The sequence below is a fragment of the Parasphingorhabdus flavimaris genome (genome assembly GCF_013371215.1).
Classification (GTDB): domain Bacteria; phylum Pseudomonadota; class Alphaproteobacteria; order Sphingomonadales; family Sphingomonadaceae; genus Parasphingorhabdus; species Parasphingorhabdus flavimaris.
On sequence record NZ_JABWMH010000001.1, the window covers coordinates 211262 to 230029 of the forward strand.

General features: G+C 59.9%; 18 protein-coding genes. 7 read left to right on the top strand and 11 right to left on the bottom strand.

The window, feature by feature from the left end; genetic code table 11:
• Together feoB and ssb are read left to right on the top strand one after the other, a co-directional pair.
• Positions 1-1860, top strand: a complete 1860-nt coding sequence (gene feoB, locus HUO14_RS01070) for a ferrous iron transporter B (protein WP_176278040.1) — start codon at positions 1-3, stop codon at positions 1858-1860.
• A 46-nt stretch (positions 1861-1906) separates the two neighbouring features.
• Entirely contained in the window at positions 1907-2434 is a 528-nt protein-coding gene (gene ssb, locus HUO14_RS01075; protein WP_176278041.1) for a single-stranded DNA-binding protein, read from the top strand.
• 252 nt (positions 2435-2686) lie between these two features.
• Here the strand turns inward: ssb and HUO14_RS01080 are convergent, their stop codons facing one another.
• Positions 2687-3172, bottom strand: a complete 486-nt coding sequence (locus HUO14_RS01080; RefSeq protein WP_176278042.1) for a DUF2165 family protein — start codon at positions 3170-3172, stop codon at positions 2687-2689.
• A 97-nt stretch (positions 3173-3269) separates the two neighbouring features.
• Here HUO14_RS01080 and HUO14_RS16350 point away from each other — a divergent pair, with 97 nt between their 5' ends.
• Complete coding sequence (locus HUO14_RS16350) at positions 3270-3392, top strand: hypothetical protein (protein ID WP_281365369.1); 123 nt, start codon at positions 3270-3272, stop codon at positions 3390-3392.
• Positions 3376-3537: a hypothetical protein gene (locus tag HUO14_RS01085; RefSeq protein WP_176278043.1), complete on the top strand. Its 162-nt coding sequence runs from the start codon at positions 3376-3378 to the stop codon at positions 3535-3537. Before HUO14_RS16350 ends, HUO14_RS01085 begins: the two co-directional genes overlap by 17 nt.
• Here the strand turns inward: HUO14_RS01085 and HUO14_RS01090 are convergent.
• From HUO14_RS01090 to HUO14_RS01110, 5 genes are all read right to left on the bottom strand, one after another.
• Entirely contained in the window at positions 3513-3974 is a 462-nt protein-coding gene (locus HUO14_RS01090; protein ID WP_176278044.1) for a DUF3237 domain-containing protein, read from the bottom strand. The two genes, HUO14_RS01085 and HUO14_RS01090, sit on opposite strands and share 25 nt — an antisense overlap.
• A 42-nt stretch (positions 3975-4016) precedes the next feature.
• Positions 4017-5096 (bottom strand): GTP cyclohydrolase II, encoded by a 1080-nt coding sequence (gene ribA / locus HUO14_RS01095; protein WP_217907876.1) that lies wholly within the window; start codon positions 5094-5096, stop codon positions 4017-4019.
• Positions 5093-5887, bottom strand: coding sequence for an exodeoxyribonuclease III (xth, locus tag HUO14_RS01100; RefSeq protein WP_176278045.1), 795 nt, complete (start codon positions 5885-5887; stop codon positions 5093-5095). The genes ribA and xth overlap by 4 nt, the downstream gene beginning before the upstream one ends.
• Positions 5888-6178: 291 nt before the next feature.
• Entirely contained in the window at positions 6179-6808 is a 630-nt protein-coding gene (locus tag HUO14_RS01105) for a LolA family protein (RefSeq protein WP_176278046.1), read from the bottom strand.
• Between the two features lie 94 nt (positions 6809-6902).
• Entirely contained in the window at positions 6903-9212 is a 2310-nt protein-coding gene (locus HUO14_RS01110; protein WP_176278047.1) for a DNA translocase FtsK, read from the bottom strand.
• Between the two features lie 172 nt (positions 9213-9384).
• Here HUO14_RS01110 and HUO14_RS01115 point away from each other — a divergent pair, with 172 nt between their 5' ends.
• The gene (locus HUO14_RS01115) at positions 9385-10617 is read left to right on the top strand and encodes a UbiH/UbiF/VisC/COQ6 family ubiquinone biosynthesis hydroxylase (protein WP_176278048.1); all 1233 of its coding nucleotides are present in this window, start codon (positions 9385-9387) and stop codon (positions 10615-10617) included.
• 9 nt (positions 10618-10626) lie between these two features.
• Here HUO14_RS01115 and HUO14_RS01120 read toward each other — a convergent pair whose 3' ends face one another.
• Together HUO14_RS01120 and HUO14_RS01125 are read right to left on the bottom strand one after the other, a co-directional pair.
• Positions 10627-11394: an SDR family NAD(P)-dependent oxidoreductase gene (locus HUO14_RS01120; RefSeq protein ID WP_176278049.1), complete on the bottom strand. Its 768-nt coding sequence runs from the start codon at positions 11392-11394 to the stop codon at positions 10627-10629.
• Positions 11395-11466: 72 nt separating this feature from the next.
• Positions 11467-12141 carry a YiaD family glycine zipper/OmpA-like lipoprotein gene (locus tag HUO14_RS01125; RefSeq protein ID WP_176278050.1) on the bottom strand — a complete coding sequence of 225 codons (675 nt, stop codon included), beginning with the start codon at positions 12139-12141 and terminating at the stop codon, positions 11467-11469.
• Between the two features lie 155 nt (positions 12142-12296).
• On the opposite strand from HUO14_RS01125, the gene HUO14_RS01130 reads away from it, so the two are divergent.
• Positions 12297-13613 (top strand): hemolysin family protein, encoded by a 1317-nt coding sequence (locus HUO14_RS01130; protein ID WP_176278051.1) that lies wholly within the window; start codon positions 12297-12299, stop codon positions 13611-13613.
• Positions 13614-13626: 13 nt separating this feature from the next.
• Here the strand turns inward: HUO14_RS01130 and HUO14_RS01135 are convergent, their stop codons facing one another.
• The 3 genes from HUO14_RS01135 to HUO14_RS01145 form a co-directional block, all read right to left on the bottom strand.
• Positions 13627-14220 carry a hypothetical protein gene (locus tag HUO14_RS01135; RefSeq protein ID WP_176278052.1) on the bottom strand — a complete coding sequence of 198 codons (594 nt, stop codon included), beginning with the start codon at positions 14218-14220 and terminating at the stop codon, positions 13627-13629.
• A 149-nt stretch (positions 14221-14369) separates the two neighbouring features.
• Positions 14370-15131 carry an OmpA family protein gene (locus HUO14_RS01140; protein ID WP_176278053.1) on the bottom strand — a complete coding sequence of 254 codons (762 nt, stop codon included), beginning with the start codon at positions 15129-15131 and terminating at the stop codon, positions 14370-14372.
• Between the two features lie 207 nt (positions 15132-15338).
• Positions 15339-17090, bottom strand: coding sequence for a vWA domain-containing protein (locus tag HUO14_RS01145; protein WP_176278054.1), 1752 nt, complete (start codon positions 17088-17090; stop codon positions 15339-15341).
• 227 nt (positions 17091-17317) lie between these two features.
• Here HUO14_RS01145 and HUO14_RS01150 point away from each other — a divergent pair, with 227 nt between their 5' ends.
• A complete protein-coding gene (locus HUO14_RS01150) occupies positions 17318-18766 on the top strand; it encodes a M20/M25/M40 family metallo-hydrolase (protein ID WP_343046037.1) in 1449 nt (482 codons plus the stop codon).
• The last annotated feature ends 2 nt before the right edge of the window (positions 18767-18768 follow it).

The following is an 18768-nucleotide window of genomic DNA, read 5'->3' on the forward strand; positions in this document are numbered from 1 at the left end:
ATGACCCAATCTGCTCCTCTCATTGCCCTCGCGGGCAACCCCAATTCGGGCAAAAGCGCCCTGTTCAACGCCCTCACCGGAGCGCGGCAGAAGATCGCCAATTATCCCGGCGTTACGGTTGAACGCAAATCCGGTCATTTCGCCTTTGCCGACGGCCGGCCGGCCGAGCTGGTCGACTTGCCGGGCAGCTACAGTCTCGATCCGACCAGTCCCGACGAGGAAGTAACCCGCAACGTCATCACCGGGCTGCAACAGGGGGAGCGCAAACCCGACGCGATCATCATCGTGCTCGATGCGGCCAATCTCGACAATCATTTGCGCTTCGCGCTCGAAGTCATCGCGCTGGGCCAGCCGGTGGTCGTGGCGCTCAACATGATGGATCTCGCGGAACGCGACGGTCTGACCCTTGACCCTGCAAAACTTTCCGAAGCCCTGGGTGTCCCGGTTGTCCCGACCGTAGCGGTGCGCCGGCGCGGGCTCGAAGAATTGTCGGCGGCGCTGGAAAACCGCCTCCTGCAAAAAGACAGCGCACCCCAGCCGGTGGTCAGCAAGACACGCGATCACGGCTTGCGCAAACAGGCCAAGCTGATCGCCAATCAGGTGATCATCTCCGAAACCGCTGGCCGGCGCTGGTCGGAGCGGGCGGACAGCCTGTTCCTGCATCCCTTTGCCGGCCCGTTGATCCTGTTCGCGATTTTGTTCGTCATGTTTCAGGCGGTTTTTGCCTGGTCGGAGGCGCCGATCGGCCTGATCGAGAGCGCCAGCGAATGGGTTGCGGGCACCGTCGAATCCAACATGGCACCGGGCTTTCTGCGCGATTTCATTATCGAAGGGGCGATCGCCGGCGTCGGGTCGGTTGTCGTGTTCCTCCCGCAGATTTTGATCCTGTTTCTGTTCATCCTGCTGCTCGAAGCCAGCGGTTACATGACCCGCGCTGCCTTCATCATGGACCGCATGATGGCCAGCGTCGGCCTGTCCGGCCGCAGCTTCATTCCGCTGCTTTCCTCTTTCGCCTGCGCCATTCCAGGCATCATGGCGACGCGCAGTATCTCCGATCCCGGAGACCGGCTGACCACGATATTGGTGGCGCCTCTGATGACCTGTTCGGCGCGGCTTCCGGTCTATGCGATCATCATCGGCGCGTTCATTCCGCCAACCGTCGTCGGGCCGGGCATCGGGTTGCAGGGTCTGGTATTGTTCGGACTCTATGTGTTCGGCATTGTCGGCGCGATGATCGTTGCGCTGGTACTGCGCTCGACCGTGACCAAGGGTCCGAATAGCGGCTTTCTGATGGAAATGCCGAAATATCAGCTGCCCAGAATGAAGGACGTGTTGATCGGCCTGTGGCAGCGCGCCTGGATTTTCATGCGCCGGGCGGGAACGATCATCTTTGCCGCCACCGTGGTCCTGTGGCTGCTGCTCACTTTTCCGAAAGTGCCGGAAGACAGCGGAATGAGCCAGGTGGACTATAGTGTCGCCGGACGGATCGCCAACGTCATCACCCCGGCGGTCGAACCCATTGGCTTCAATCGCGATATCGCACTGGCCCTGATCCCGGCAATGGCGGCTCGCGAGGTCGCGGTTGCGGCTTTGGCCACCACTTACGCGATCGACGCGCCGGACGAAGAGGCAGAGGCCAAATCGCTGACCGAGCGCCTGCAAAGCCGCTGGTCGCTGCCGACGGCTCTCGCTTTTCTCGCCTGGTTCGTCTTTGCGCCGCAATGCATCTCGACCATTGCCGTGACCAAGCGCGAAACCAACGGCTGGAAGTGGCCGATGTTCATGCTCGCCTATCTTTTTGCGCTCGCCTATGTCGCAGCCGGTATTACATATTGGAGTGCTGTCGCCCTCGGTCTATAGAGTTCCCAAGAATCGATAATCACGTAATATTTTTGGGGAATTTGAAATGGCCGGCGGCATCAACAAAGTCATCATCGTAGGCAATCTGGGCAAGGATCCGGAAGTGCGGACCTTCGCCAACGGCGGAAAAGTCTGCAATTTCAGCGTCGCGACATCGGAAAGCTGGAAAGACAAGCAGACCGGCGAACGCAAGGAAAAGACCGAGTGGCACAATATCTCGATCTATAACGAAGGCCTCGCCGGCGTTGCCGAACGATATCTCCGCAAGGGCAGCAAGGTCTATCTCGAAGGCAAGCTGCAAACCCGCAAATGGCAGGACCAGTCCGGCAATGACCGCTATTCGACCGATGTCGTCCTGCAGGGCTTTGACGCGAAAATGGAAATGCTCGACAGCAAGCCGGGCGGCGGCGGTCAGGGCGGTGGCTCGAATGACGGCTGGGGCGGCGGTCAGGGCGGCGGCGCGCCTTCCGGCGGCGGTGGCAATGACAGCTGGGGCCAGACCGGCGGCGGCTCGGGCGGCGGTCAGGGCGGCGGCGCCTTTGACAGCGATCTGGACGACGACGTTCCGTTCTAGGTTTCTCGCATTACTCAGGTTGCTGACAAGCCGGCGATGTCCCGAATGCGGATGTTGCCGGCTTTTCGCTATCCGGTTATCCGTTCTTCCCGCGACCAGTCGCAATGCCGAAGCCAATGTCACATTGCGGGCAGAGCTGTTCTGCCGGAGCCTCGCGGCGAAATGACCACAGGCAGATGGAAACGGTAGGGGCATTTCAATAGAATGGGACCGATGCGCTGGACGTTACTCCGGACGCTGCATGCGGCCATCCTACTCGTCGTGCATCCCGACAAACAGCGCAATCAGGCCGATCATCCCGCAATAGCGGAAGGCGGAGTCGAGCGCCGCTTCACGCAGGACCTCGGACCGCCACAGTTCAAACCATGTGTCCGCGATGACGATCCATCCGGCAAACAGCATCAATATCGCGACCGCACAGCCGGCAAGGGCCAGGGTCTTCGCCTTCGCAAAGGCCGCAGCATCACCTGCGCGCGCGATCCACATCTGCCACGCCCCGGTCAGACACAAAATCGCGCTGGATGATTTGAGAAACACAATGAACAGAGCGCCAGCAAGGATAAGGGCCGGATTGGACGTGGCGCGCCAATTGTCTGCGCCGCCTTCAAAGGTTGCCATCGACGTTGTGGCGCCCACGGCTCCCGTTGTGCCGCCCCAGTCGAGAATATTGTTAAAGACACCCAGCAACCCCCAGCTGGCGACGCTCACGATCAGCAGGATTTTCAGCATGCGTAACATATCACAGTCCCCCCTCCCGCACTCTATATCCTTTAACGATCATCAATTGAAGCAGCTTTGCTTGCCAGATCACTCTGGGTTCTGAGAATATCTGTCCATGGCGGCAGGACTGTCGGCGCATGCGATACGCTTTCTGTCTGCTACCTTGGCCGCGATATCGGAACAGGCTGGCGACGAATGGCGCCCGGCGCTAGGCTATCGCGATGACCGCAATCTTTGACAATATCGCCGACGCTTTGGCGAGGCTGGAACAGGATATTGCTTCCGGTGACTGGCAGGCGCGCCATGGCCATCTGATGGAAATGGACAATCTCGACGTCGGCTATCGTCTGGTAACCGCTCAACCGATCTCGAAAAAGGAATAGACCGGGCCGTCCGCCGTCTGCTCGCCGGTTCCAACCGCCACAACATCGTTGAGCCAGAGATATTGCTCTGCGCCGGCCTCAAACTTTGCGGTAACCGCCAGCGAATATTCTTCCGGCTTCAGGACTGCGCCCTTGGCAAAGCGCGCCATGACGTCCGGCTCGGCCAGAAACCGACCCTGATAGGTCAGATAGATCATCGCCCCGTCATCGGTCTGGAGCGGCAAACGGACATCGATTTCCATGACACCGTCGGGCCGGTTGATCACCCAGTCGGCACCGGGCAGCACTTTGCCGTTCAACCGTTCGCCAGAGAAGCTTCCGCCGGTAACCGGAGCAATGCGGCGCAATCCGGCGGGCGTCTGGCCGATCACCATCATGCCGGCAAAATCGACCGACAGGGTCAATGTCATGAGATGCTTGTGCTTGAGCTCGGTCATGGAAATGTCTCCGCTTCTGTTCTGGCCGGATCGTGCGGATCGCTAAAGCTTGTGCCCGGTCCGGTCGCGCTTGGTATCGAGGTAAAATTCATTGTGCGGATTGGCGGCGATCTTGACCGGCAGCCGTTCTTCCACGGTCACGCCACATGCTTCCAACCCTTCCACTTTCTCCGGATTGTTGGTCAGCAATTTGATCTTCGGCACGTTGAGCAGATCCAGCATCCGTGCCGCGATGGAGAAATCCCGCGCATCGATGGCAAAGCCCAGCCGCTGGTTGGCATCGACCGTGTCAAAGCCCTGATCCTGCAACGCATAGGCACGCAGCTTGTTGATCAGGCCGATCCCGCGCCCCTCCTGCCGCAGGTAGAGAAGAACCCCCCAGGTCGCTTCACTCATTTGCTCGAGCGCGGCGTGGAGTTGCGGCCCGCAGTCGCATTTCAGGCTGCCGAGCACATCTCCGGTCAGGCATTCGCTGTGCAGGCGTACGATCGGCGTGCTGCTGTCGCGCTTGCCGACCACCAGCGCGATATGGTCGGTGGCATCGGCATCGCTGCGGAAGCCATAGATATGTGCTTCGCTATTGGCCGCGACGGGCAGCCTGGCATGGGCGCTGATGATCAGCGCGTCGGCGTCAGCAAAAGCAGCAGCATCCTCGGCCCGGGTAATATCTTCGGCGCTGTCGACAAGCACGAAAGCAGGCAGCAGGCCGCCGTGGCGGGCGAGGTCCATCGCTGCGGTGGCGGCCGGCGCGTTGGACAGCGCTTCGCTGCGGAAAGGACCCTTCATCGGGTAGCGCATGTCGAGCACCGGATCGACGATGGCGATAATCTCGGCCGCCGTTAGCGGCGCGGGCAGGCTGATCTGGATCGGCAGGTTCGGGTCGGCGGCGGCAAACTGGTTGAGCAGTTTCAGCGTCGCCGCGCGGCTGGCGGAGATGATCAGCGATATCGTTCCGGAGGAGGGCAGGGCTGCCTCCAGATCAGCGGTCTCGACCGGCAGCAGGTTCAGGCGCTCGCCACCCGCTTCCACGCCGATCGGCCAGCCCCGGCGCAGCGCATCGATGGCGCGTGCCGCCCGGCGGGCTGCTGCCTTGTCGGCCCCGTCGAGAGGCACTGTGTTCAAAATTCGAATTCCGTGATCAGCGGCGCGTGATCCGATGGCTTGCCCCAGCTGCGCGCGTCTTCGAGAACCGAATGGCTGACCGCCTTGTCGCCGAGTTCCGGACTGACCCAGACATGGTCGAGCCGGCGGCCCTTGTCGGATGCGCGCCAGTCCTTGGCGCGATAGCTCCACCAGGTGAACAGCCGCTCGGGATCCGGGATCAGCTTGCGACCGACGTCGACCCAGCCGTGCGCATCGCGCATCGCATAAAGATGGTCGATCTCGATCTGGGTGTGGCTGACAACCTTGAGCAGCGCCTTGTGGCTCCACACGTCGGAGGGCAGCGGCGCGACGTTGAAATCGCCCATCAGGATCGTCGGTTCCTTGAGATTGGCCGACCATTCGGTCATCCGCCCGAAGAAATCGAGCTTCTGGCCAAATTTGGGATTGATGATCCGGTCGGCGACTTCGCCGCCTGCTGGGATATAGACATTCTCGATGCGCACGCCGTTTTGCAGCACTGCGCCAACATGGCGCGCCTCGCCGTTATTCTGCCAGTCAAAGCGTTCGTCCTTGTGCAGCGGCACGCGGCTGATGATCGCCACGCCATGATGCATGGGCTGACCGTGGAGGATCATGTGATTATAGCCAAGGCGCCGGAACATTCCCTCGGGGAATTGGTCATTGCGAACCTTGGTTTCCTGCAGGCACAATATGTCGGGTGCTTCTTCGGTCAGAAAGCGTTCGACGATGTCGAGACGGGCGCGGATGCTGTTAATGTTCCAGCTTACAATTTTAAGGGTATCGCTCATGCCGAGCCTGATAGCCACGCTCGCAAAGAAACCCAAGCCCAAAGGCAATCGGGCTCGCTAGTAATTTCACTGGGCGGGAAAAGTAAAACCCCCACCTCCGGGGGCATTAAGGAGGTGGGGGCTAACTCGCGTTCGTCACGCAGTTGGATGGGTTGAGACATTTTTGGTCAGGTAACAGGGGGAAGACCTGACCGTCTCTTCTCATCCTGTATCCGGTTATAGGCCTGTCATTCTGTCGCGAATATGAACGAAACAAATATCAGTTTCTGCTGATCGGCACCCCGCCTCGCTTCATCGCTTGCCGCGACTTTTTTTCCGCGGATCGGTCCAGTTGAAGTTGCTATTAGATACCGGTACGCCGAATTTCTGGTTCGAAAGGCGGATCGATGTCCGGTTGTTTTTCGAGTCTAGCGATACCCAGCCATCGAGCGCCAGACCGCCGGGCGCGCCCGCTTTTTTGCTGAATACCATAGTGATAACGCCATATTCCGGACGCTTGGGGTCGTTGACCTCGACGCTCAGCACGTTGGGATTGCGAGTCGGGACGATCTTGCCATATTTCGACAGGTCGCGTTCGGGGTTGAGCAGCGCCGCGAGCGGGCTGTTGCTGATCGGCCAGCGCTGGACCTGATTCACTTCATAATCGATCAGCGTCAGCGCTTTTCCGTCTCCGACGATCAGCAGATTGGCATCTTTCTGATATTGGAAGCGAATTTTCCCGGGCTGTTTCAGCGTCAACGTCCCGGTCAGCAATTGCCCGCTGCGGTCGGTCTGGCTGAAATTTGCAGTCATCGTCGACATCGAACGGAGATGGTTCGATATTTTTGACAGACTGTCGGCGGGGCTTTGCTGCGCGGTGGCGGGCAGGCTTGCTGTCAGGGCCAGCGGCGCAGCGATCAAGGCGAAACCATATTTCAACATTACGAAAACTCCAGATAATCCAGATATCCGCCTAGCCAGTGGCGATTGAACAATGGCTTAATCATTTCGTCAGCAAACAGACCGGGCCCCGCCCCTAGAGCGGCTGGCCATGTTGATCGCGCAGCACTTCGCGGCGACCGATATGGTTGGGCGCGCTGATAAATTCATCTTCCTCCATCCGGTCGATGATCCGGGCGGCGGTATTATAGCCGATCCGCAATTGCCGCTGCAGCCAGCTGGTCGATACTTTCTGGCTCTCGAAGACGATCTGGCAGGCCTGCGTATATTGCCGGTCTTCCTTGTTGTCGCTGAGGTCGGCGCCATCGAGGGCAAAGCTGCCGTCTTCCGGCTCTTCGGTCACCGCCTGGATATAGGAAGGCGCGCCCTGCGAACGCCAGTGGTCGGCCACCCGCCGGACTTCGTCATCGGAGACGAACGGTCCGTGGACCCGGGTCAGCTGCTTGCCGCCGGGCATATAGAGCATGTCGCCCTTGCCGAGCAATTGCTCCGCGCCCTGTTCGCCGAGAATGGTGCGGGAATCGATTTTCGAGGTGACGTGGAAGCTGATCCGGGTCGGCAGGTTGGCCTTGATCACGCCGGTGATGACATCAACCGATGGCCGCTGCGTCGCCATGATCAGGTGAATGCCCGCCGCCCGCGCCTTTTGCGCCAGACGCTGGATCAGGAATTCGACTTCCTTGCCGGCGGTCATCATCAGGTCGGCAAGCTCGTCGACGATGATCACGATCTGCGGCAGCACTTCGAAGTCGAGCTGTTCTTCCTCGTAAATCGGGCGCGATGTTTCGGGATCATAGCCGGTCTGGACGCGGCGGCCGAGCGGTTGCCCCTTGGCCTTGGCGGCCTTCACCTTCTCGTTGTAATTGGCAAGATTGCGAACCGATATCGACGACATCATCCGGTAGCGTTCTTCCATCTGCTCGACCGCCCATTTCAGCGCGCGGATCGCCTTGGCCGGTTCGGTGACGACCGGCGACAAGAGATGCGGGATATCGTCATAGGTGCTGAGTTCGAGCATCTTCGGATCGATCATGATCATCTTGCACTCGTCGGGCGTGAGCCGGTAGAGCAGCGACAGGATCATGCAGTTGAGTCCGACGGATTTACCCGAACCGGTGGTACCGGCGACGAGCAGATGCGGCATCGGCGCGAGATCGGCGATGACCGGATCGCCGGAGATGTTCTTGCCCAAGATGATCGGCAGCTTGCCGGTCTGTTCGGCGAAGCTGTCGCTGCCGACCATCTCGTGCAGCACCACCATCTCGCGATTGGCGTTGGGCAATTCTATGCCCATGACCGTGCGACCGGGGATAGCGGCGACGCGCGCGGAGAGCGCAGACATGTTGCGGGCGATATCTTCGGCCAGCTGGATGACGCGGCTTGCCTTGATACCGGGGGCCGGTTCCAGTTCGTACATGGTCACCACGGGGCCGGGGCGGACCGCGTTAATCGTGCCCTTGACGTGAAAATCGTCAAGCACCGATTCCAGCAGCCGGGCGTTACGCTCGAGACCGGCCTTGTCGATCACATTGTTATTCTGCTCGGGCGCCGGGGACAGCAGGTCGAGCGACGGCAGCACATAAGGACCGAAGAAATCGCCTTGCTTGGCCTTGTTGGCACCGGCCCTTTTCGGGGGCAGGGCACGGTCGCTGATTTCGGGCGGTGGCCGGTTGTCGGGCTTGACCTCCTTGCGCGGCGCCGGGTCTTTCTTGGCCTTGACCGCGGCCGAACGATCCGGTTCGATTACCAGCCCCTCGTCTTTCTGGACGAACGGATTTTTGACCGTAGGCATCTTCAGGGATGTTCCCGAGAATAATGGCTTGTCGAGCCGCAGGCTCAAATATCCGAGGACCAGGCCACCGGACAGGGTAAGCGCGATCAACAGGCCGGAGACCAGACCGCTCCAGCTGGCAGAGAAGGCATTCAGGCCGGCGCTGGTCCCGTTGGCCAGCAGCATGCCCGCCAGTCCGCCCAGTCCCGCGGGCAATTCCATCGCGGGCTCGGGAAACCACAAGGCAAGGCTGAATCCGACCAGCAAAGCCGCGAGCAGGCACCACAGCAGTTGCTGCTTCCAGCCAGGCTGCGGAATGTCCCGCCACAGTCGATTGGCGAGTATCAGCATCAGCGGCAGGAACAGGATGACGGGCAAACCGATCAGCGACAGCAAGAGGTCGGCGATATAGGAGCCGGAAATGCCCATCCAGTTGTGGTCGACGCTGGCCGCCGCCGTATTGAAGGCCGGATCGCTGGGCGAATAGCTGACCAGCGCGAGGAACAGGAATATGCTTGCCAGCCCGATCGCGACCGCGCCGATCAGGGCCCCGCTACGCAACAGGCTGAGGCGCATGATCTCGCGCCAGTTCGCTTCATTGGCTTTATCCGCCATCATATACTCCCGTGCGTCACCCCAGCCGAAGGCGCGCGTTAACGAAACGCTCCTTTGCGCGAATCGGGGACTCGCCGTCAAGTTTCTTGGCGTTATTTTACCGGATTTGCCTTTCTTTCCAGACCATCGATGCCTACCTATATCGCATATCATGGCTCGGAAAGGCGTCTCGATGGGATCTGATTCTCGAAATAGCGATATCATCATATTGGGGGCGGGCATGATCGGCCTGACCCAGGCGCTGACCCTGGCCGCTCACGGTCTCCGCGTCGCCATCATCGACCGCGCCGAGCCGGATGATTTGCTGAACCCGCAGAATGATGCGCGGGTTTCGGCGATCAACAGCGCCAGCTGGAACATGTTTGACGCGATCGGCCTGACCGACAAGCTGCGGCCCCATGGCTGCAATATCGACAAAATATTGGTCAACGACGGGCTGAAGCCCGGCACCCTGGATTTTGTCCCGGGCGAGGGCGAAGGTCCGATGGGCATCATGGTCGAGAATGCGGTCTTGCGCCGGCTCTTGTTCGAGGCCGCACAGGCCGATGACGGTATCGATCTGCATCTGTCGACGCAGGTGGCAAGCTGTGATCGTCAGGAACATCGCGTCGACATCGCGCTCGACAATGGCGAGCAGCTGTCTGCACCATTGCTGATCGCCGCCGATGGCCGGGGTAGCCGGATGCGCGAGGAAGCCGGGATCATCATGGCCCACTGGCAATATGATCACAGCGCGATTGTCTGCAAGATCGCTCACGAAAAGCCGCATGGCAACACCGCCTATGAACTATTCTTTCCGTCTGGTCCGTTCGCGATTCTGCCGATGCTTGATGACGCCGATGGCAAGCACCGTTCGGCGGTCGTCTGGACGGTGTCGCGAAAAGACGGTCCCGCCTTTGCCAAGATCAACAAGCGGGCATTCGTCGCGGAAATGATGAAGAAAACCGGCGGCTTTCTCGGCGAGCTTGAACTGCTCACCGACCGCCAGACCTATCCTCTGGGTTTCCACCACAGCTCCCATCTCACCGCCGACCGGCTGGTGCTGATCGGGGACGCGGGACACGGTATCCATCCGATCGCGGGACAGGGGCTTAACCTCGGGTTGCGCGACGTTGCCGCGCTGACCGAATGTCTGGTCGAGGGCGCGCGAACCGGGCTCGATCTGGGCGATTCCCAGATTCTCGCGCGCTATGACCGCTGGCGCAGTCTCGACAATATGATGGTGTCGGCGGCGACCGATCTGCTGACGCGGCTGTTCGGCCTGCCAGGGGAAACATCTTCAAAAATCCGGCGAATGGGCATCGGACTGGTCCAGCGCATCCCGCCGCTCAAGGCGCAGTTCATGGCCGAGGCAAAGGGCGAAACCGGCGACCTGCCCAGACTGCTCAAGGGCGAACTGGTCTAGAGCCAGGGCCTAGCGCGGACCCTGACCGTCATCGATCTTGATCACGGTTCCGGTTACCGCATCCGAAGACGGTGACACCAGAAACAGCAATGTACTGTCCATCTGCTCCGGCTGGCCGAGCCGTTTGCGCGGGAAATGGACGGAAAAGTCACCCATGCGACTGAGCATGCCATCGAGCATTTCGGTTTCAAAGGCTCCCGGTGCGATGGCGTTTACATTGATGTGGAATTTTGACCATTCGACCGCCAGCGTTTCCGTCACCCGGACAACCTCGGCCTTGGTCGTCGAGTAGAGCGCGGCGCCGTGACCATCATATTGGGTCGCGGCGATGGACGAGATGTTGACGATCCGCCCCGGCATTTTCTTGTCGATCAGCGGCCGGGCAAATTCGTTCGAGAGTATGAAAACACTGCGCAGATTGGTGTCGAAGACATCATCGATCAGCTCGAGTGACATCCGTGTAGCGCGTTCGGCATCGACCATTCCGGCATTGTTGATCAATATGTCGGGTTGACCGAGCGCCTCGGCAACGGTCGGCACGATGGCCTGAAGCTGGGCCGCATCGCTAACGTCGAGCGCGAAGGCTTCCGCCTCGCCGCCCTCCTCGCGAATCTGGGCGACGAGCGCATCCAGCTTGTCCTTGCGACGAGCCGTGCAGGCGACTTTTGCACCGCATTTTGCCAGTATTTTGGCGAAACGGGCCCCCAGGCCGCTGGACGCACCGGTTACAAGCGCGGTGCGACCGCTGAGGTCGAGGGAGAAATTGACTGTGGTCATGAACGGGCATCCTCTTCTGATTTTTGAAGAGGATGCCCGTAATCAATGGTTTAGCGCAAGCGCTATATTATTCTAAAGATCGGACTGTTCGATCGGAACGATCTTGATTTCGACCCGGCGGTTGGCCGCGCGGCCTTCTTCCGTGCTGTTGCTGGCGATCGGCTGGCTCTCGCCATAGCCTCTTGTCGCCAGACGGGCGCGCTGGACGCCGCTGTTGGTGAGGAAGTTGGCAACTGATTCGGCCCGACGTTCGGAAAGCGACTGGTTATAGGCGTCGCTGCCGGTGCTGTCGGTGTGGCCGAGCACGTCGACATAGCTTTTCTCGTAGCGGGAAAGCGTGTCGGCAACATTGCTCAATGTGGTCTGGAACGTGGGGCTGATCGCGCTGCTGTCGACCCCGAAGGTCACGTTGGAAGGCATGTTGAGGATCAGATTGTCGCCGTCACGGGTGACGTCGATCCCGGTGCCAGCGGTTTGCTCGCGCAATTTCTTTTCCTGCTCGTCCATGTAAATACCAATGCCCGCGCCCGCGAGGCCGCCGAGGCCGGCACCGACAATCTTGGCGGTACGGTCATTTTTTCCGCCCAATATGTCGCCGAGCAGATAACCGCCGACAACGCCGCCGATGCCGCCGATGGCGGCCTTTGAAATGGTCCGGTTGCCGGTTTCAGGGTTGGTGACGCAGCCGCTTGTCAGTGCCAGAGCACTCAGTGAAGCCGCCGCGATTATTGATCTGTTTATCCGCATTTTATGTTCCCTCTTCGATATATCTGTTCGGTCAAGATAACGCCCCGCCGACCATAAGGTTCCATCTACCGACGGGTAAATGAACAACGACTGACAGCAAACTTGAGATTTTGTAAAACTTGCTGCTAAAGGGCTTATGGCATTTCGCCCTTTCAATGGACAATATGACACCCTTTCCCTGGTTTGACGTCGCGATCATTATTCTGCTGGTGCTGATCAATGGCATATTTGCCATGTCGGAACTGGCGATTGTCTCTGCACGCAAGGCGAATCTGCACAGCCTCGCCGACCAGGGCAATCGCGGTGCCAAGACCGCGCTGCGGCTGGCCAGCGATCCCGGCAAGTTCCTGTCGACCGTGCAAATCGGGATAACCCTGATCGGCATTGTCGCCGGCGCTTTTTCCGGTGCAAGCCTTGGTGGTCCGACGGCAGAGCGGTTGCAGCTGTTGGGCATGGGTGCCGATCTGTCGGGCACCGTCGGCTTCGTGCTCGTGATCGGCCTGACCACATATGCCTCGCTGGTGATCGGCGAGCTGGTTCCCAAGCAGATCGCCCTGCGTTCGGCAGAGCGGATCGCGATCATCATGGCCCCGCCGATGGCCTTGCTGGCCCGGGTCTCGGCGCCGCTGGTCTGGCTGCTCGACAACAGCAGCGCGCTGATCTTCCGGATGCTGGGGATGAAGCGCGACGAAACCAGCCATGTCACCGCCGATGAATTGCAGATGGTGTTTGCCGAAGCTACGCGTTCCGGCGTGATCGAAGAGCATGAGCGCGCCGTCATGGCCGGTGTCGTGCGGATGGCCGACCGTCCGATCCGCGAAGTGATGACGCCGCGGACCGAGGTTGACTGGCTCGACATTGATGCGACGACCGGGGAAATTCACCGTGTGCTGATCGGATCGCCGCACAGCCGGTTCCCGGTGGCGGAAGATTCGGTCGACGACATTTGCGGTGTGGTTCAGGCGCGCGATATTGTGGCCGCGCAACTGGGCGGCGAACGGCTCGATCTGCGCAAACTGATGCGCCCGCTGGAAAAGGTACCCGATCAGCTTGATGCGCTCGACGCGCTGGACATTCTCAGGGAAGCAGAAGTCCCGATGGTGCTTGTCCACGACGAATATGGCCATTTTGAAGGCATTGTGACGCCCAATGACCTGCTCAGTTCGATTGCCGGCGAATTTGTCTCGGACCGCGACGAACGCACCCAGCGCAGCCTGATCGAGCGCGCCGATGGCAGCTATCTCGTATCCGGCGCGATGGCGATTGATGCGCTGGCCGAGCGGTTGGGGATCAGGCTATCGGAAGATCGCGACTATGCAACGGTCGCTGGTCATGCGCTGTCGCAACTGCGCCACCTGCCGGAAGAAGGCGAGACCTTCGAGGATCAGGACTGGATATTCGAGATTGTCGACATGGACGGTCGCAAGATCGACAAGCTGATCGTCCGGGCCGGCAATCCCGACATCGACTGACCGGTATCGGTCGTCAGAGCTTGCCGTATTTCTTTTCGAAACCGGCGATATCATCCTTGGCCAGATATTTGGCCTGATCGATCCACGCGTCTCTGGTAATCCGTCCGGCGAAGTTTTCGAGATATTGGTCGACCTCGATGATTTCCGCTTCTTTCCATCCGGCGATCTGGTCGAACCGGGTGACGCCAAGATTGTTGAGCAGCGTGTTCAGCTTTGGTCCAACGCCCTTGATCAGACGCAGATTGTCCGGTTCACCGACCGCCGCAGGAATGCTCGGCTGACCAGCAGGGGCCGGTACCGGTTCCGGCTTGGCGACCGGTTTGATGGTCGGTTTCGGGGTGGTGACGACTGGCGCTGCGGCAACCTTGGCGGGCGCTGCTGCCGGTTTGGCAGGCTCAGGCGCAGGGGCAGCTGGCGGAGCAGGCGCTGGCGTGGGTTCTGCTGGCTGAACCGGCTGACCGGCTTTCTCCAGAAGACCGTCCTCGGCATCGAATTTGTCGACGGAGGCTTCTCCACCGGACGCGGCCCATGCCCAGAAAGCCGTGGCTATGCCGATGAACAATGCAATCACGTAAAGCAGCCAATTGGCGGTAATCAGCGTAATCATCTTATCAAAACCCCATTGTGAATCCGGACCATTGCCGTGGTCGGCTAATATTCTTCGGTGCTGCGGCCCCAGATAAACCAGCCGATCGCGAGGCCAATTGCAAAAGTAATCAGAAGGAGCAACAGATTTTCAAGCAAAAGTGGCATGGTTCATTCTCCCTGTTGCGCTTTGGCATCAATTTTCGGCGCAGCGTTCGCAGATCCGATGCGGAATTCTATCCGCCGGTTCTGGGCATCAGCCGCCTCGTCGCTGCCCTTTGCGCGCGGCCGGGTTGAGCCATAGCCGGTCGCGGTAATCAGGTCGGCGGAAATCCCGCGGTCGACCAGACCGGCCTTGATCCGGTCGGCCCGTTCCTGGGACATGACCTTGTTGACGGCCTTGTCGCCATTGTCGTCGGTATGGCCTTCCACCGCTATCGACAGCCCGTCGCAAGACTTGAGAGCCTTTGCCAGCGTGTCGAGTATCTGGTTGGAATCGGGTGATACATAAGCGCTGCCGGAGCGAAAGCTGATTTTTCTTGTCTCGATAATCTTGTCGACACCGTCCTGACATTGGGCGATTTTGCCATCAGCATCCGATTTTGCCGCAGTTGTACCGCTTTGCTCGGATGCTTCAGGTTCGACCTGTTCCTGACCCAGCCAGCTTGCGCCGGATATGCCCGGTATCGCGGCGACCACATTCACGGCTTCCTGCTTGGCATCGTCCGCGAGGTCGCCATCAAGAATGGCGCTGCGGGAGAGCGGAGCGCGGCCAAGGGTGACCATGGCATCACTCAGCCCCCGCGCGGCCAGTTCGGTCTGCGCCTGTTTTTCCAGATCGGAAATGAAGCTCTCGCCCGATAATATATGGCCAACCAGCCCCAGGGCGACCGTCGCCGCCGCTCCGACCAAAATCTTGCCTCCAAAATCCATAGATAACCTCAGTCCCTGTTTCGGCCCAATGCCATACTCAAAAACGATTGAGCAAAATGGCGGATAATGCAACGCGAGTCCAGTTCGGACCCGCCACCACCCGGCGGCTTTCCCGTAGAAGCTGTGCCTATATGATACAAAAGGTTACCAAATTAGGTTAATTTCCGTAATAATGCCGCGTTACTCCTCCGGCTCCGGCTTTTTTTTTCAGCTGCTGTGGCTATCCGCCAGGTCGTTAAGCTTGCGGAATTCCTGACGCCAGTAATCCCCGCCATTGCCGCTGAGCGTTCCGATATTTCCGAAATCATAGTCGCCGAGATATTTGTCCCCGCGCAGTTTCTGGCCAAAGGCTGCTACCGCCACCGCAAAGGCCATGTCCCCGGCGGGACGGCTTGCCGAGCGCAAGTCCCGTGAAGCGATCGACCGGGTGATCAGCCGCGACCTGTCCTCGTCGGGCAATTTGTAGCGCAGCTTGACCTGCGCCATTTCGCCGCGCAAATCCGGTTGCCGTTCAACCGCCCGGTTGGCCGGATAGCGCCGCTCGGGTAGCCAGCCGGCCGCATCGGTCGGCATCACTTCGTAAAGCGCGGTCACCTGATGACCGGCACCGATATCGCCGGCGTCGATCCGGTCATTGGCAAAATCCTCTTCGGCGAGCAGGCGGTTTTCATAGCCGATCAGGCGATATTCCTTCACATGCGCCGGATTGAACTCGATCTGGATTTTGACATCCTTGGCGATGGTGAACAGGGTCGAGCTGAGCTCGGAACCCAGCACTTTGCGGGCCTCCATCGCGCTGTCGACATAGGCATAATTGCCGTTGCCGACATTGGCGATACCCTCCATCAGCTCGTCGCGGATATTGCCGCTGCCATAGCCGAGCATGGTCAAAGTCACGCCGCTTTCGCGCTGTTTCGCGACATATTTCTTCAGCTCGTCCGTATTCGACGTACCGACATTGAAATCGCCATCGGTGGCCATGATGATCCGGTTGATGCCGCCATCGAGGAAATTGTCGCGAGCGGTCGAATAAGCCAGCTTGAGCGCATCGCCGCCCGCGGTCGATCCGCTGGCCGAAAGGCAGTCCACCGCCTGTTTGACATGATCCTTGTTCGATGTCGGCGCGAGCAGCAGCCCGACCGTGCCGGAATAGACCACGATCGAAACCCGGTCATCGCTGCGCAGCTCGCTCGCCAGCGCGGTCAGGGTTGATTTGACCAGCGGCAGCTTGTCGCGGCTGTTCATCGAACCCGACACGTCGACCAGAAACACCAGATTGGCGCGCGGCCGTTCGTCGCTGTCCACGTCATAGCCACGCAGGCCGATTCTCAGCAAGCGGCTGGTTTCGTTCCAAGGGGTGGTCGAGATATCGGTCGACACGCTGAACGGAGTCGCCCGGTCTTGCGGTCTGGGATAATCATAGCGGAAATAGTTGATCATTTCCTCGGTCCGGACGGCTGCTTCCGGCGGCATCTGGCCGTCATTGAGAAACCGGCGGACGTTGGAATAGCTGCCGGTATCGACGTCGACGGCAAAGGTGGACACCGGTTCATCCGCAACCCGCTTGATGCTGGCGACATCCTTGCCGTCATAGCGTTCGCGGTCCTGCGGCTGGGGATAAGGCAAGGGCAGGGGACGAGGATATGGATAAGGTGCCGTGCTGCGTTCGGCGGCTATCGCACCACTGGCCACGGCCTTGCCGGTCGTCACGATTTGCGATGATGGCGGCGGTGGCGGCGGCGGCGGTGGTGCCGTGGGGGGCGAGGCGCGTAGAGCGCCGGGCCGTTGGTTGTTATAGCGATGATCGTTGATCCGCGAGAAGATGGAGCAGTTCACCGGATGGGGCGGGGCCGGACGGGCGATCGAGCGCGCGTCGAGTGACGGCGAAGCGGACGTCAGTGCAAGTCCGGCAACCGCGAGTATCGACAGGCTTTTTCCTGAAAAATTGAAATGGCGCATTGTTTCCCTCCTATGCTCCGACCCGTTTGCAAGGCTGGCAGATCGTGTCTGACTGGAAAATGAACGCATGATATGATGTTACATTCATCGCGAGGCTGATCTGGACGGGAAAACGCGTGGCAAGCTCTCGGCTGTGGTGCGCGACATTGTCCTTCAAACCGACATAAACAGAATGGTTTACACATCTTGTCCATCAGATAGGATGTGATTTTTTGGGGGAGTCGATTGTGACTGCATATAAAGTTCGGAAAATGGCGCAAAAATGGTCTGGCCGGATGGCACTTGCACTGGTGGCGGGCGCTTTGTCTGCCCAGCCAGCGCTGGCGCAGGACAAGGTGCCGTTGACAGCGCACGAGCAAATGGCGCGGGACATTTACCGCGATATTATCGCCTTCCGGACGGCGCGCGGTCAGCAACAGGTTCCGGCAATGGTGTCCTATCTCGTCGACCGATTCAAAAAGGCCGGTTTCTCCGATGCTGACATCAGCGTCACCGACTATGACAGCGAAGGCGAGAAAACCCAGGGGCTGATGGTCACCTATCGCGCCCGGCCCGGCAGCACCGCCAAGCCGATTGTCCTGCTCGGCCACATGGACGTGGTCGATGCGCTGGCCAAGGACTGGGTGCGCCCGCCATTCTCCCTGACCGAAGAGGACGGCTATTTCTTCGGCCGCGCCACGATGGACAATAAATATGGCATCACCAATCTGACCTCGACTTTCCTCCGGCTCAAGGCCGAGGGCTGGCAGCCGTCGCGCGATCTGGTGCTGGTCTTTTCGGGGGACGAGGAGACCGGCATGGTGTCGACCCGCGCTCAGGCGGAATATGTCGCGAAGAATATCGACCCCGCCTTCATCCTGAACAGCGATGCCGGTGGCGTTGCGCTGGCCGAGGACGGCACACCGGTCGCGTTTCAGGTGCAATCTGCGGAAAAGACCTATGCCACCTATGAACTGACCGTGACCAACCCGGGCGGACATTCTTCCCGCCCGCGTGCGGACAATGCGATTTACGAACTGGCCGACGCGCTGGAGAAAATTGCCGCCTATAAATTTCCGGTGCAGGCGACGGATTTGACCCGAAGCTATTTCGCCACGGCCGGCAAACTGACCCCCGGAGAACTGGGGCAGGCGATGCTGCGTTTTGCGGCAGACCCGTCGGACGCTTCGGCAATCGCGACGCTGCAGGCCGATCCGGAGTCGGTGGGTACGCTCGGAACCACCTGTGTCGCAACGATGTTGCAGGCGGGGCACGCGGAAAATGCCTTGCCGCAATCGGCCACGGCCACGGTCAATTGCCGGATATTTCCGGGCGTCGGCGCTGCTGCGACCGAGGCGAATCTGAAAGAGATCATCGGCAATGACAATGTCCGTTTCAAGCTGGCGAGCGATGTAACCGAAAGTCCCGAATCAAAGCTGCGCGACGATGTCAAAGCGGCGGTGCGTTACAGTATCGACAAGCGATATCCCGGACTGACCATCTTGCCCTATATGGAATCCGGCGGCACCGACGGCATGCACTACCGCACCCTCGGCTATGACACGGTGGCGATTTCCGGTGCCGCGATGAAGGCCTCCGACATGTACGCCCACGGGCTGAACGAGCGGCTGCCGGTCGCGTCTTTCTACGGCGGCCTCGATCATTGGTACTGGATATTGAAGAAACTGGCCGAATGACG

What these genes read in the sequence shown, in the direction of transcription:
- feoB (WP_176278040.1), top strand. Translation starts at nt 1, where the DNA reads ATGACCCAATCTGCTCCTCTCATTGCCCTCGCGGGCAACCCCAATTCG.
- ssb (WP_176278041.1), top strand. Translation starts at nt 1,907, where the DNA reads ATGGCCGGCGGCATCAACAAAGTCATCATCGTAGGCAATCTGGGCAAG.
- HUO14_RS01080 (WP_176278042.1), bottom strand. Translation starts at nt 3,172, where the DNA reads ATGTTACGCATGCTGAAAATCCTGCTGATCGTGAGCGTCGCCAGCTGG.
- HUO14_RS16350 (WP_281365369.1), top strand. Translation starts at nt 3,270, where the DNA reads ATGGCGGCAGGACTGTCGGCGCATGCGATACGCTTTCTGTCTGCTACC.
- HUO14_RS01085 (WP_176278043.1), top strand. Translation starts at nt 3,376, where the DNA reads ATGACCGCAATCTTTGACAATATCGCCGACGCTTTGGCGAGGCTGGAA.
- HUO14_RS01090 (WP_176278044.1), bottom strand. Translation starts at nt 3,974, where the DNA reads ATGACCGAGCTCAAGCACAAGCATCTCATGACATTGACCCTGTCGGTC.
- xth (WP_176278045.1), bottom strand. Translation starts at nt 5,887, where the DNA reads ATGAGCGATACCCTTAAAATTGTAAGCTGGAACATTAACAGCATCCGC.
- HUO14_RS01105 (WP_176278046.1), bottom strand. Translation starts at nt 6,808, where the DNA reads ATGTTGAAATATGGTTTCGCCTTGATCGCTGCGCCGCTGGCCCTGACA.
- HUO14_RS01110 (WP_176278047.1), bottom strand. Translation starts at nt 9,212, where the DNA reads ATGGCGGATAAAGCCAATGAAGCGAACTGGCGCGAGATCATGCGCCTC.
- HUO14_RS01115 (WP_176278048.1), top strand. Translation starts at nt 9,385, where the DNA reads ATGGGATCTGATTCTCGAAATAGCGATATCATCATATTGGGGGCGGGC.
- HUO14_RS01120 (WP_176278049.1), bottom strand. Translation starts at nt 11,394, where the DNA reads ATGACCACAGTCAATTTCTCCCTCGACCTCAGCGGTCGCACCGCGCTT.
- HUO14_RS01125 (WP_176278050.1), bottom strand. Translation starts at nt 12,141, where the DNA reads ATGCGGATAAACAGATCAATAATCGCGGCGGCTTCACTGAGTGCTCTG.
- HUO14_RS01130 (WP_176278051.1), top strand. Translation starts at nt 12,297, where the DNA reads ATGGACAATATGACACCCTTTCCCTGGTTTGACGTCGCGATCATTATT.
- HUO14_RS01135 (WP_176278052.1), bottom strand. Translation starts at nt 14,220, where the DNA reads ATGATTACGCTGATTACCGCCAATTGGCTGCTTTACGTGATTGCATTG.
- HUO14_RS01140 (WP_176278053.1), bottom strand. Translation starts at nt 15,131, where the DNA reads ATGGATTTTGGAGGCAAGATTTTGGTCGGAGCGGCGGCGACGGTCGCC.
- HUO14_RS01145 (WP_176278054.1), bottom strand. Translation starts at nt 17,090, where the DNA reads ATGCGCCATTTCAATTTTTCAGGAAAAAGCCTGTCGATACTCGCGGTT.